General features: G+C 71.6%; 12 protein-coding genes. All 12 read right to left on the bottom strand.

Features of this window, described 5'->3' with window-relative positions; translation table 11 throughout:
- Positions 1-76 precede the first annotated feature (76 nt).
- Positions 77-580, bottom strand: a complete 504-nt coding sequence (locus tag B0E54_RS07235) for an NUDIX domain-containing protein (RefSeq protein WP_234582483.1) — start codon at positions 578-580, stop codon at positions 77-79.
- 49 nt (positions 581-629) lie between these two features.
- A complete protein-coding gene (locus B0E54_RS07230) occupies positions 630-953 on the bottom strand; it encodes a hypothetical protein (RefSeq protein ID WP_234582482.1) in 324 nt (107 codons plus the stop codon).
- Positions 946-3,132: an EAL domain-containing protein gene (locus tag B0E54_RS07225; protein ID WP_234582481.1), complete on the bottom strand. Its 2,187-nt coding sequence runs from the start codon at positions 3,130-3,132 to the stop codon at positions 946-948. The genes B0E54_RS07230 and B0E54_RS07225 overlap by 8 nt, the downstream gene beginning before the upstream one ends.
- A 189-nt stretch (positions 3,133-3,321) precedes the next feature.
- Positions 3,322-3,963, bottom strand: a complete 642-nt coding sequence (locus tag B0E54_RS07220) for an SRPBCC family protein (protein WP_234582480.1) — start codon at positions 3,961-3,963, stop codon at positions 3,322-3,324.
- Complete coding sequence (locus B0E54_RS07215) at positions 3,963-4,328, bottom strand: helix-turn-helix transcriptional regulator (protein ID WP_234582479.1); 366 nt, start codon at positions 4,326-4,328, stop codon at positions 3,963-3,965. Before B0E54_RS07215 ends, B0E54_RS07220 begins: the two co-directional genes overlap by 1 nt.
- A 28-nt stretch (positions 4,329-4,356) precedes the next feature.
- Complete coding sequence (locus B0E54_RS07210) at positions 4,357-6,447, bottom strand: xanthine dehydrogenase family protein molybdopterin-binding subunit (RefSeq protein WP_234582478.1); 2,091 nt, start codon at positions 6,445-6,447, stop codon at positions 4,357-4,359.
- Positions 6,444-7,427 carry a xanthine dehydrogenase family protein subunit M gene (locus tag B0E54_RS07205; protein WP_234582477.1) on the bottom strand — a complete coding sequence of 328 codons (984 nt, stop codon included), beginning with the start codon at positions 7,425-7,427 and terminating at the stop codon, positions 6,444-6,446. Before B0E54_RS07205 ends, B0E54_RS07210 begins: the two co-directional genes overlap by 4 nt.
- Positions 7,424-7,921, bottom strand: coding sequence for a 2Fe-2S iron-sulfur cluster-binding protein (locus B0E54_RS07200; protein ID WP_234582564.1), 498 nt, complete (start codon positions 7,919-7,921; stop codon positions 7,424-7,426). Before B0E54_RS07200 ends, B0E54_RS07205 begins: the two co-directional genes overlap by 4 nt.
- 159 nt (positions 7,922-8,080) lie before the next feature.
- Complete coding sequence (locus B0E54_RS07195; protein WP_234582476.1) at positions 8,081-9,457, bottom strand: GH1 family beta-glucosidase; 1,377 nt, start codon at positions 9,455-9,457, stop codon at positions 8,081-8,083.
- A 29-nt stretch (positions 9,458-9,486) separates the two neighbouring features.
- Positions 9,487-10,326, bottom strand: a complete 840-nt coding sequence (locus B0E54_RS07190; RefSeq protein WP_234582475.1) for a carbohydrate ABC transporter permease — start codon at positions 10,324-10,326, stop codon at positions 9,487-9,489.
- A complete protein-coding gene (locus B0E54_RS07185) occupies positions 10,319-11,311 on the bottom strand; it encodes a carbohydrate ABC transporter permease (RefSeq protein ID WP_234582474.1) in 993 nt (330 codons plus the stop codon). The genes B0E54_RS07190 and B0E54_RS07185 overlap by 8 nt, the downstream gene beginning before the upstream one ends.
- Before the next feature lie 70 nt (positions 11,312-11,381).
- Complete coding sequence (locus B0E54_RS07180; protein ID WP_234582473.1) at positions 11,382-12,680, bottom strand: sugar ABC transporter substrate-binding protein; 1,299 nt, start codon at positions 12,678-12,680, stop codon at positions 11,382-11,384.
- Positions 12,681-12,770 lie beyond the last annotated feature (90 nt).

The following is a 12,770-nucleotide window of genomic DNA, read 5'->3' as shown; positions in this document are numbered from 1 at the left end:
TCGATCTTGCACTTTCGGTCGCCGAGATGAACCGAGATGCCCCTTGTGTCGCGACAGAAAGTGCAAGATCGCGGGGTCAGGGGGTGAGAAAATCCTTGAGGACCCGCGTGTGGGTGGAGAACGCCAGCTCGACCGGGTCGGTGAGCACCAGCCACTCGGTGGCCTCCTCCGTGGGCGCCGATGGCGGCAGGTCCTCGACGGCCCGCTCGGGCAGCACTCCGAAGACCATCATGGTGCCGCCCGCCGGGGCGCCGTGCACGGCGAAGAGTCGGGCGTCCTCGGCCGCCGCGACCAGCCCGGTCTCCTCCCGCAGCTCACGCACGAGCGCGTCGGACCACTCCTCGCCGTACTCGATGAAGCCGCCGGGCAGCGCGAGCAGCCCGCGGGCCGGTTCGATGTCCCGGCGCACGACCACCACGCCGAGGCCGTCGGCGGTGCGGACCGGGAGCACCGCTACCGCGACGGGCAGCGGGTTGCGCCAGACGGTCTCGCCGCAGACCGCGCAGACCCGCGGCCAGCCGGCCGCCGCCGGGTAGGCGGCGCCGCAGTAGGAGCAGTGCGAGTACGGCGGACCGGTCATGTCGCAGCACGTTACCCGCGCCCGATCTGATCGACGCGCCGCCCGAGGTTCAGTCGTGGTGGTCGAGCAGCGGGCGCAGTTGGTCGAGCAGCTGCGCCCGGCTCACGTTGCGGGGCAGCTCGATGGTGAGGTCCAGGCCCGGGCCTCGCGCGGTGAGCGTCACCGTCGGGCGGGGATCGCGCAGCCGCCAACCTCGGATGGCGGAGACCAGCGCCTCGGCCTGCGGTTGCAGGGTGGCCAGCGTGGCCAGGTTCGCCAGGACGCTGATTCCCTCGATGGCCAGGGTCAGGGCGCCCGCGTCCCGAACGCCCTCGTGCGGCAGGCGCAGCTCGGCGACAACCTCGGGCGGCAACAACAGTCGAACGCTAGTCATCCTCACCTCTCGCCATCGCGGCGATCCGCTCCCGGACGCTCTGCCCGAGCGGACGCAACGACGTCGACGCGGTCTCCCCGCAGATGAAGCCCTGTACGTGCCGGATCCGCAGGTCGTAGATCTGCTTGAGGGTCACCGGCGCCTGCTCGTCGAACCCCTCCACGATGACGGCGCGGGGGTTCGGCGCGTGGCCGAGGTCGCTGGCGTAGCGGGCGACCCGGGTCACCAGGTCCAGTTCCTCGACGGCCAGCGGGTGGTGCAGGACGGCCCGGTCCACTTTGATCTGGGTCAACGGAAGCTCCGCCATCCGGGCGAGCGAGGAGTAACCGACCCCGAAGTCGTCCACCGCGAAGCTGATTTCCAGGTCACGCGCCAGGCTGGTCAGTCGACGGTGGAAGTACGTCAGTGGCTCCTGCGGCCACACCTCGCCGGGAGCGGGCCGGATCGGGTCCTGCTCGGAGATCTCCAGCGTGACGGTGCGCGGATCGAGGTTGGCTTCCATGATCGCCGTGCGCACCTGGGTGATGTACGCGTCGCTGAGCAGGGAGCGCACCGCGACGTTGACCGAGATCGGCTTGGTGACGTCGAAGACGGACGCGACGTCGGCCTCGGCGTACGAGTCGATCGCCTTGGCCAGCAGCAGCGCGTCGCGTTCGATGACGAAGCGGTCGCCCCAGGCGTACGCCATCTGAAGGGCCGCTACCGGCGCGCGTACGTCGGTCTCCAGCCGCCTCGCCAGTGCCTCGTAGCTGTGGATGCCCACCCCGGCGGGCCGCCGGTCCAACGACATCACCGGCTGGAACACCATGATCAGCGACTCGATCAGCTTCTGGTACAGGCTGAAGGCGTGCGAGTACAGATCCACCGGCAGCCGGCCGTAGGCCGAGCGCAGGGCGGTGAGCACCTGCATCTCGGCGTGCACCGGATCGTCGCGGACATCGGAGTTCCAGATGGCCCGCAGCATGGTGGCCAACGGCTCGCCCATGTCCAGCGCGGCGAGGGCGGGATCGACCACCGCGAGGGTGAGGTTGCGGCTGTTCTCCTGGGACAGGGGGACGCAGAGGATCCGTCGGCCGGCGTCGTCGGCCACCACGTGCCCGGGGGAGGAGGTGCGGACCAGGGTCGTGTCCGCGGCGCTCAGTTCGAGCAGTGGCCGCAGCTCCTCCTTGTTGAACCGGGCCGTGGAGGTGACCTGGCCGATACCCGTGGGGCCGGATTCCACCACCGCCACCGAGTCCGCCTCCAGGGCGTACCGGATCACCTCGACCCGTTCGGCGTGCCCCGCCTGCTGGGCGGAACGCGGTGGACGAGACTGCGAGCGGAATACCCGTCCGAGCAGCTGCGTGATCGAGCTGGACAGGTCGTCGAGCGGGTTCTTGCAGGGCCGGATCGTGCCGGAGTTGACCGGGGCCGTCAATGACTGCCGCTCGTGTCGGGACACCGGCGGCTGGGTGAGCACAGTGGTCGGACCCCACATGTGGACGAGCTGCCCGGGCGCGGGGTGGATGCCCTGCTCGGCGACGAAGGTGGCCATCTGGGCGAAGGAGACCCGGCCGCCGGGGTCGGCGGCCTCGCCGCGCAACGCCCGCAGCAGCTGGTGGGTGAGCACGCCCTGCCGGTGTTCCTCGCTCTCCCGGGCAGCGGCGCCACTCGGGCACGCCAGCAGGGCGCTGTGCCTGTCGACCTGGGTGCGGTACGTCTGCATCGCCTCGGTGTGCCGCAGCTCCGAGTCCAGGTAGACGCCCGCGTGGCAGCAGTCGAGGATCAGGAACGAGGTGCCGGCGAACGCCTCGAAGACGTCCCGCTTGAGGAACGCCATTCGCAGTCCGTTGTCCGGCTCGCGGCGCAGCCCGTCGGCCTCCAGGTCGGCAGTCACCAGATACGCGTCGGACTGCGTGCCCCATTCCGGCACGAGGGCGTGGCCGGCGAAGTAGACCAGCAGCACGTCGGAGGGGCGCGACTCCAGCACCCGCTCGCGCAGCCGGGCCTTGATCTCGCGCCAGCTGGCGCCCTCGCCGATGAACAGGTCGACGTCGCCGTCGTCGAACGTGCCGATCCGCTCGTCCAGCAGCACCGCCCGCACCGCCCGCGCATCGTCCTCGGCGTAGCGCAGGCTGGGCAGGTTGACGTCATACCCGCAAGCGTTGGCTCCGATCAGGATCGCCCACCGTCGGCTCATCACGGCACCCCCAGGTGATCCAGTGGGCAATTACGTTGCGACAGCACGGCAACGCTTTGCGTGACCCTACCGGATCTAGGACAGGGCGCTGATCCAACCGATGAGTCGGATTCACGTCAGGCTCGAATCCGAGCCGGGTGCGCCGGACGACGGCGGCGGCAGGTCGGCGGCCGCCGTCGTCGGCGTCGCTCAGGCCTGGGGGGCGCCCGTGTAGAAGGCGGTGGTGCGCTCGGCGGCGGCCTTGGCCTCGTCGGCGTCGGTGCCGGCGGCGATGCTCGCCTCGCACCACAGCTGGCTGCTCAGCTCCATGGCGCGTCGTCCCTCGGCGGAGGCGACCCACTCGGCGCTGTCCTCCGGCCGGACGCCGCTGCCGTCGCCGGAGAGGTAGGTGGCGAGACCGAGCAGGCCCAGGTCCCAGCCGACGCCGACGGCGCCCGGCCCGAACTGTGCCCACCGGTCCTGGTCGACGTGCGCGATGTGGTCCAGGTCGAGGCGGGCCTGTTCGTCGCCGACCGGCGTGACCCGCACCTCGATCCAGCTCACCTCGCCGCCCATCTCCCAGGTGGCGGTGAAGCGGTGCGGAGGCTCGCAGCTCTCGACGGTGCCGTGGGCGTTGCCCTCGAGCTGGTACGTGCCGTGCAGTCGCAGGTCGCCGCTGATCGGCAGGAACCAGCGGGGGATGCGCTCGGCGTTGGTGCAGGCGTCCCACAGGTCCTCGGCCGTCGCCTGGTAGGTCTGGCTGATCGTGGTCACCCGGGCCTCGCCCGCGGCCAGGGTGCGGCTGCCGACCTGCCGCTGGACGGCGTTGATCTGCTCGGTCGCGTCGAACATCAGGTGTTCCTCTCCTCGGGTGGGTCGGCGGGCCCGCGCAGGCGACGGTCGCGTCGGCCCCGGGCCAGCTCGGTGGCGAGTGCCGCCAGGGGTGGCGTCCAGAACCGGCGGAAGTGCTCCAACCAGCCGTCGACCTCGCGCAACGGGCGTGGGTCGACCGCGTACAGCCGCCGGGCGCCCTCGGGCCGCACGGTGGCGAAGCCGTTGTCCCGCAACACCTTGAGGTGCTGTGACACGGCGGGCTGGGAGATGCCGAACTCGTCGCGGATGACCGCGCTGACCGCGCCCGCGGTCTGCTCGCCGTCGGCGAGCAGTTCCAGGATGCGGCGCCGGACCGGGTCGCCCAGCACGTCGAAGGCGTGCACGGCGACAGTTATATCACCACCGGCTTATTTAAGCCAAGCCTGAAACTCCGATGAGCTTGTCCAACCGGATCGGCAGGTCCCGGATGCGGACGCCGGTGGCGTGGTGGACGGCGCTGGCGACCGCCGCCGCGGTGCCGACGATGCCGATCTCGCCGATGCCCTTCACCCCGGCCGGGTTCAGCTCGTCGTCCCGCTCATCCAGCCAGTACGCCTCGACGGCCTCGACGTCCGCGCAGCCGGTGATGTGGTACGTGGCCAGGTCGTGGTTGACCCAGTCGCCGTAGCGCTCGTCGAGCAGGCCCTCCTCGTGCAGCGCCATCGACAGCCCCATCGTCATGCCGCCGATCAGCTGACTGCGCGCCGTCGTCGGGTTCACCACCCGACCGGCGGCGAACACCCCGAGCAGCCGGTTCACCCGCACCTCGCCGGTGTCCGCGTCCACCCGTACCTCGACGAACTGCGCCCCGTACGCGTACCGGGGTCGGGTGGGCTGCCCGCCCACCTCGTCGGTGGTGTCCGCCTCGGCGCTGACCTCGGTGTCCGGCGACGCGCCCTCGCGCAGCTTCCCGCGCAACGCCTCGCAGGCCCGGATCACGGCCCAGCTCCACGAGGCCGTGCCCATCGAGCCCCCGGCCAGCGGGGCCACCGGCAGGTCACTGTCGCCGATGCGGATCTCGACCCGCTCGGGCGGCACCCCCAGCGCGTCGGCGGCCACCTGCCAGAGCGCCGTCCGGGCGCCCGTGCCGATGTCGGTGGCGTCGATCCGTACCAGAAAGGTGCCGTCGGGTCGGGCGGTGGCCGCCGCCGACGACGGTCGAGCCCGGGCCGGGTAGCTCGATCCGGCCACGCCGGTGCCGATCAGCCACCGCCCGTCGCGCCGGGCCCGGGGCGTGGGATCCCGGCCGGTCCAACCGAACCGCTGCGCCCCCTCGCGCAGGCAGGCCACCAGGTTGCGGCTGGTGAACGGCTCGCCCTGGTCGGGGTCGACCTGGGCGTCGTTGCGGATCCGCAGCTCCACCGGGTCGACCCCCACGGCGATCGCCAGCTCGTCCATCGCCGACTCCAGGGCGTACGCGCCGGGGCACTCACCGGGAGCGCGCATCCAGAACGGCGTGGGCACGTCGAGGCGGACCAGGCGGTGGGTGGTGCGTCGGTGCGGGGCCGCGTACATGCTGCGGGTGTAGACGGCGGTCTGTTCGGCGAACTCCCGGATGGTCGAGGTCTGACTGATCGCGTCGTGGCAGATGGCGGTGAGCCGTCCGTGCGCATCGGCGGCGAGGCGGACCCGCTGGATGGTCGGGGTGCGGTAGCCGATCGGCCCGAACAGCTGCTGGCGGGTCAGCGCGAGCTTGACCGGGCGGTCCACGTGCCGGGCGGCGAGCGCGGCGAGCACCACCGCAGCCTTGGTGTACCCCTTGCTGCCGAAGCCGCCGCCGACGTGCTCGGTGATGACCCGCACGGACTCCTGGGGCAGCTCGAACAGCTCGGCCAGCGTGGCCTGTACGGCCACGGGGCCCTGGTTGGAGTCGTGCACCACCAGCCGCCCGTCGTGCCACTGCGCCGTCGTGGCGTGCGGCTCCATCGGGTTGTTGTGGTAGGCCGGGGTCCGGTAGGTGACGTCCACCCGCACCGGCGCGGCCGCGTACCCGGCGTCGAAGTCGCCCTCGGCGGTGTCCGTCGGGTAACTGGGGTTGACGTGCTCCGGCTTGTACAGGCCCGGGTGGTCGGCGGCGAGCACAGTGCTGTGCGGGCCGGCGTCGTAGTCGATCCGGACCAGCCGGGCGCCCTCGCGGGCGGCCTCCAGGCTGGTGGCGACCACCACCGCCACGAACTGCCCCCGGTAGTGCGCCGCGGGCTCCTGCAACAGCCACAGCTCCCGTTCCGGACCCTGGGCCAGCCGGGGCGCGTTGCCGTGGTGCAGTACGGCGAGCACGCCGGGCGACGCCAGCGCCTCGTCGGTGTCGACGCGGGTGATGCGACCCCGGACCACCGCCGCCGGCACCGCCCAGCCGTACGTGACGCCGTCCACCGGGTACTCGACCGCGTACCGGGCCGTGCCGGTGACCTTCTCCCGGCCCTCCAGCCGGGGATGCGCCCGACCGACCGCGCCGGTGCTCACGAGGCCGCCAGCTCGCTGAGCACCCGCACCGTGATGGCCCGGGTCAGTGGCAGCTTGAAGCCGTTGTGCCGGAGTGGCCGGGCCTCGGCCAACTCGGCGTCGGCGGCCCGCGCGGCCAGCTCCGGGCTGAACAGCCGACCGCGCAGCTCCTCCTCGGCCCGGTACGCCCGCCACGGCCGGTGCGCCACCGCGCCGTACGCCAGGCGGACGTCGCGGACCACGTCGCCGTCGAGGTCGAGCACCGCGGCCACCGAGCCGGCGGCGAAGGCGAACGACGCCCGGTCGCGCACCTTGAGGTACGCCGAGCGGCGCGCGGCCGGCAGCGGCGGTAGCCGGACGGCGGTGATCAGCGCGCCCCGGGCCAGGGTGGTCTCCCGTTCCGGGTGCGCGCCGGGGGAGCGGTACAGCGCGGCGAGCGGGACGTCGCGGGGGCCGTCGGACTCGTGCACCTCCACCACGGCGTCCAGCGCGGCGAGGGCGACCGCCAGGTCCGACGGGTGGGTGGCCACGCACTGTTCGGACCAGTCCAGCACGGCCAGGTCGCGGTTCTGCCCGTGCAGGGCGGCGCAGCCGCTGCCCGGGTCGCGCTTGTTGCACGCCTTGCCGGTGTCCTGGAAGTAGACGCAGCGGGTGTGCTGCAACAGGTTGCCGCCGGTCGTGGCCAGGTTGCGCAGTTGACCGGACGCCGCGGCGAGCAGAGCGCGGGCCAGCACCGGGTAGTCGCGGCGAACCGCGGGGTGGGCGGCGAGGTCGCTGTTGCGCACTGTCGCGCCGATGCGCAGCCCGCCGTCGGGCAGCTCCTCGACCGTGTCCAGCGGCAGTCGGGTCACGTCCACCAGCAGCTCGGGCCGCTGCACCCCGAGCTTCATGAGGTCCACCAGGTTGGTCCCGCCGCCCAGGTACGCCGCGTGCGGCTCGCCGGCCAGCACGGCGACGGCGTCGGCCACGTCGGCCGGCCGGTGGTAGCGGAACGGCCTCACGGCGCGGTCGCCGTCTCGCGGATGGCCGCGACGATGTGCGGGTACGCGGCGCAGCGGCAGAGGTTGCCGGCCATCCGCTCGCGGATCTCGGCGTCGGTCAGCTCGGGCGGTGAGTCGAGGTCGTCGGTGACCGCGCTGGGCCAGCCCCGGGCGACCTCGTCGAGCATGCCCCGGGCCGAGCAGAGCTGCCCGGGGGTGCAGTAGCCGCACTGGAACGCGTCGTGCGCGACGAACGCGGCCTGCAACGGGGACAGGTCGTCCGGACCGGCGAGCCCCTCGACTGTCACCACCGACCGGCCGTCCACCGTGACCGTGAAGACGAGGCAGCTCTTGGCCCGGCGGCCGTCCAGCAGCACCGTGCAGGAGCCGCACTGGCCGTGGTCGCAGCCCTTCTTCGCCCCGGTCAGGCCCAGGTGCTCGCGCAGCGCGTCGAGCAGGGTGGTGCGGTTGTCCAGCGTCAGCTCACGGCGGTCGCCGTTGACCTCGAACGCCACCCGGGACGAGTGACGCTCGTCCGTCGTCGTCTCGTTCTCCGGTCCGTCCCGCACCGGCCCAGACTAGCGGCAGTGACACATAAGCGGGCGAATTACGCACAGAGCCCACCGTGGTGCGGTCCCGGGCGCCGCCGGCCGCGGCGCCCGGGACCCGCGGCCTCAGGCCACCGGCGCGGCGGCGTCGGTGGCGCGGGCGAGGTGGCGGTGGGCGCGGATCAGCTCGGCGTAGCGCAGGCCGCTCGCCTTCACCGTCCGCCGCTGCGTGGCGTAGTCGACGTGCACCAGCCCGAAGCGCTTGTCGTAGCCGTACGCCCACTCGAAGTTGTCCAGCAGCGACCACACGAAGTAGCCGTCCAGCGGCACCCCCCGGGCCACCGCCGACGCGCACGCCGCCAGGTGCTGCTCCAGGTGGTCGGTGCGCTCCTTGTCCTCAACGGTGCCGTCGGCGGTGACCTCGTCCGGCCACGCCGAGCCGCTCTCGGTGACGATGATCCGGCCCGGCCGGTACTCCTCGTGCACGTCGACGAGCAGCCGCTCCAGGCCCGCCGGGTACATCTCCCAGCCCATGGCCGTCTCCACCGAACCGGGCACCGGCACCTGCTTCGCGTACGGCGCCGGGCCGGTCGGATCGTCGACGACCAGTTGACGGAAGTAGTAGTTCACACCGAGGAAGTCGGTGGGCGTGGCGATCACCGCCAGGTCGTCACCGCGTACCGGCGGCTCGACCCCGTACGTGGCGATCATGTCGGCGGGGTAACCGCGACCGTGGATCGGGTCGAGCCACCAGCGGTTGACGTGCCCGTCGGCCCGCCGGGCCGCCGCGACGTCCTCGGGTCGGTCGGTCGCCGGCTCGATCGGACTGAGGTTGAGCACCAGACCGACCGACGCCGCGCGGGCGGCGTTGGCCCGGATCGCCTGGGTGGCCAGGCCGTGCCCGAGCAGCGCGTGGTGCGAGGCGTGCACGGCGCGGGTGAGGTCCCGCTCGCCGGGAGCCATCGTCCCGTCCAGGTGCCCGATCCAGCACACGCAGAGCGGCTCGTTGACCGTGTTCCAGTCGGCCACCCGGTCACCGAGGCGGGCGGCGACAACCGCCGCGTAGTCGGCGAATGCCTCGGCCGTGGCGCGTTCCGGCCAACCGCCGCGGTCCTGGAGAACCTGCGGCAGGTCCCAGTGGTAGAGCGTGACGAACGGCCGGATCCCGTCGGCGAGCAGCGTGTCCACGAGCCGGTCGTAGAAGTCCAGCCCGGCGGGGTTGACCCGCCCGACGCCGTCGGGCATCACCCGGGGCCAGGCCACCGAGAACCGGTACGCGTCCACGCCGAGCCGGCGCAGCAACGCGAGATCCTCCGGCCACCTGTGGTAGTGGTCGCAGGCCACCGCTCCGGTGTCGCCGTTGTCGACGTTGCCGGGGACGGCCGAGAAGGTGTCCCAGATGGACGGCGCCCGGCCGTCGACGTCGACGGCCCCCTCGATCTGGTACGCCGCCGTGGCGACGCCCCAGAGGAAGTCGGGTGGCAGCTTGGACAGGTCGGGCACGGGAAGGCTCTCCTCTGGGATGGGGTGACTCACTTGACGGCGCCGGCGGTGAGGCCGGCGACGAAATACCGCTGCAGGGCCAGGAACCCGGCGACGACCGGGATGCTGACCACCAGCGAGGCGGCCATGATCTGGTTCCAGTAGACGTTGAACTGGGTGGAGTAGCCCTGCAGGCCCACGGCCAGGGTGCGGCTGCCCTCGTCGGTCATCACGGAGGCGAACAGCACCTCACCCCAGGCGGTCATGAACGCGTACACGGTCACCGCGACCACGCCGGGCACGGCGGCCGGCAGGATGACCCGGAACAGGATGCGCAGCGGCCCGGCCCCGTCGACCTGCGCCGCCTCGTCCAGCCCGCGCGGGATCGAGTCGAAGTAGCCGACCAGCATCCAGATCGAGAACGGCAGCGAGAAGGTCAGGTACGTGATGATCAGGCCGGTGCGGCTGGCGTACAGCTCGATGCCCGTGGCGTTGCCCAGGTTGACGTAGATGAGGAACAGCGGCAGCAGGAACAGGATGCCGGGGAACATCTGCGTGGACAGCACAGTCACCGAGAAGACGCCCCGGCCGCGGAAGCGGTACCGGCTGACGGCGAACGCCGCGAAGATCGCCACGGCCACCGAGCAGACCGCCGCGACGCTCGACACCACCAGGCTGTTGACCAGGTAGCGGGCCAGCGGCACGGTGCTCCACATGTCGACGAACGGTTGCAGGGTGGGCCGGCTGGGCAACCAGGTGAACCCGTTCTGCACGTCCCGCAGTGGCTTGGCCGCCGAGGTGACCATCACGTAGAGCGGAATGACGACGAAGAGGGTGAGCAGGGTCAGCACGATGCGCCGGCCCCAGCGCTCACCTGCGGTCTCACGCATGGTCGTCCCTCCGGCGGTTGGTGATCAGCAGGTACGCGGCCGAGACGACCAGCAGGAACAGCAGCAGCGCCACCGACATCGCCGAGCCCGACCCGAAGTCCCAGGTCTTGAAGGAGCTGCGGTAGATGTGGATGGAGATCAGGTCGGCCTGTTCGGGCGCGGAGCCGCCGAAGAGGACGTACGGGGTGTTGAAGTCGTTGAACGTCCACAGGAACAGCACCAGCAGCAGCACCAGGTTCACCGGCCGCAGCATGGGCAGGGTGACCGAGCGCAGCCGGCGCCAGAACCCCGCGCCGTCGATCGCGGCGGCCTCGTACAGCTCGCCCGGCACGTTCTGCAGGCCGGCCATCAGGCACAGGAACGCGAACGGCCAGTTGCGCCAGACCGACACCACCAGCAGCGACCAGAAGCTGTTGTCGCCGATCAGCCAGAACGGGCGCTCGTTGAGCAGCCCGAGCTGGTCGACGAGCACGTGGTTGACCAGGCCGGTGTCGCGCTGCAGCAGGAAGCTCCAGGTGATCACGGCGGTGTAGACCGGCAGGGCGTACGGGGTGAGGAACAGCGCCCGCAGGATGGCCCGCCCGCGAAACGGCTTCTGGAGCACGACGGCCGCCGCGATGCCGAGCAGCCAGGCGAACCCGACCGAGAGCACGCTGTAGATCAGGGTCACCCAGAACGAGTGCAGCAGCTCCTTGCCGGCGGCGGAGTTCAGATCGAGCGTGGCCCGGTAGTTCTCCAGCCCGACGAAGGGCGCGGTGGACCAGTCCCGGATGTGGAACTGGGTCAGCTCCAGCAGGCTCATCCAGACCCCGACCACCATCGGGATCACGTGGACGGCGAGTTCCAGCACGATGGCCGGGGCGAGCAGCAGGTACGGCAGGAGGGAACGGCGCGGGCCGCGCGGCCGGCGGGCGGCCCCCCGGGCGGGTGACCCGGCCCGGGGTACGCGCCGGTCGGCGTCCGGCGCGGTGGTGCTGGTTGCCATCGGGGTCCTCTCGGAGGCGGTGGCCGTGGTCGGGCTCGTCGCCCGACCACGGCCACCGGCGCTGCGTGGGTCAGCGCATCTTCTGCTGCGCGTCGGTCAGCTTCGCCTTCACCGATGCCTCGGTGACCGGCTTGCCGCTCGCCGCGTCGGCGAACAGCTCCTTCATCGCGGTGCCGACCAGGGTCTCGAAGGTGCTCTCGTCGGGCACCTGCGGCAGCGGGGCGGCGGTGGTGACGAGCGTCTCCTGGATGCTCTTCTGCTCCGGGGCGCTGAACGCCGGGTCGGAGGCGGCGGTCTTGACCGCCGGCAGCGACCCGTACGTCTTGTTGAGGATCGTCTGCTCCTCGTCGCTGGTCATGAACTTGACGAAGCTCAGCGCGCCGTCCTTGTTCTTGGTGTGCTTGAAGACCGCCATGTTGATGCCGGCGACCATGCTGTTGACCTTCTTGCCGCCGGCCGGCGGGCTGGCCAGGAACGGCACCGGGGCCACCCCGTACGCGTCGGCGGGCATGTTCTGCGTCTTGAGGTTCGAGCCGGCGGACTGCCAGAGCAGCATGGCGGCCTTGCCGTTGGCGAAGTCGGAGACCGACTGGTTCTGCGCGTACTCGGCGTTGCTCGGGTTGGTGATCTTGTCGGCGGCCATGAAGTCGATGTAGCGCTTGATGGCCGAGACGTTCTGCGGGGTGTCGAAGGTCGGCTTGCCGGCCGAGTCGAACCACTCGCCGCCGTACTGCTGGCTGAAGGTGAACGCGTGGTGCGCGTTCTCCGACGGGTTGGCGCCCTCGATCGCCAGGCCCCACTTGCCGCCCTTGGTGAGCTTCTTGCCGTACTCGGAGACCTGCTCCCAGGTGGTCGGCGGGGCGGTGATGCCGGCGTCGGCGAACGCCTTCTTGTTGTAGTACAGGCTGTACGCCATGCTGTAGAGCGGCACGGCGGCCGGCGGCTTGCCGGGGGCGCCGGCGGCGGCGAGCGCGGCGGGCACGATCCGGTCCTTGCCGCCCACGGCCTGCAGGGTGGCGTCGTCGAACTCGACGAGCGCGCCGGTGGCCTGCAACGACGCCGACCAGGTGTTGCCGATGTTCACCACGTCCGGGCCCTTGCCCGAGGCGGCGGCGGCGAGCAGCCGGTTGAGCAGGTCCGACCAGGGGACGACCTCGAGGTTGACCTTGATGCCGGACTGCTTCTCGAACTTGTCCAGCTCCGGCTGGAGGGTGGTCTTGTCGACCTCCAGGCTGGCGCCCTGGTTGCTGGCCCAGTAGGTGAGGGTCTTGGGTGATGCGGCGGAGTCGTCGCCGGAGCCGCCGCAGGCGGTCAGCGATGCGGCGGCCAGTACGGCGGCGGTGAATATCCCGAGGTGTCGTCTCGACACGGTCAGCCCTTCCGGTGCGTGGTGGGGGTCCGCCGACCGCCGTCGTCGATAGGGGTGCGGCGACGGTTGCCGGCTGCGGACGGGGTTTCT

Source organism: Micromonospora sp. MH99 (assembly GCF_021442385.1).
Taxonomy (GTDB): Bacteria; Actinomycetota; Actinomycetes; order Mycobacteriales; family Micromonosporaceae; genus Micromonospora.
This window is presented reverse-complemented; position numbering and strand designations above follow the sequence as displayed.

What these genes read in the sequence shown, in the direction of transcription:
- B0E54_RS07235 (WP_234582483.1), bottom strand. Translation starts at nt 580, where the DNA reads ATGACCGGTCCGCCGTACTCGCACTGCTCCTACTGCGGCGCCGCCTAC.
- B0E54_RS07225 (WP_234582481.1), bottom strand. Translation starts at nt 3,132, where the DNA reads ATGAGCCGACGGTGGGCGATCCTGATCGGAGCCAACGCTTGCGGGTAT.
- B0E54_RS07185 (WP_234582474.1), bottom strand. Translation starts at nt 11,311, where the DNA reads ATGGCAACCAGCACCACCGCGCCGGACGCCGACCGGCGCGTACCCCGG.
- B0E54_RS07190 (WP_234582475.1), bottom strand. Translation starts at nt 10,326, where the DNA reads ATGCGTGAGACCGCAGGTGAGCGCTGGGGCCGGCGCATCGTGCTGACC.
- B0E54_RS07220 (WP_234582480.1), bottom strand. Translation starts at nt 3,963, where the DNA reads ATGTTCGACGCGACCGAGCAGATCAACGCCGTCCAGCGGCAGGTCGGC.
- B0E54_RS07230 (WP_234582482.1), bottom strand. Translation starts at nt 953, where the DNA reads ATGACTAGCGTTCGACTGTTGTTGCCGCCCGAGGTTGTCGCCGAGCTG.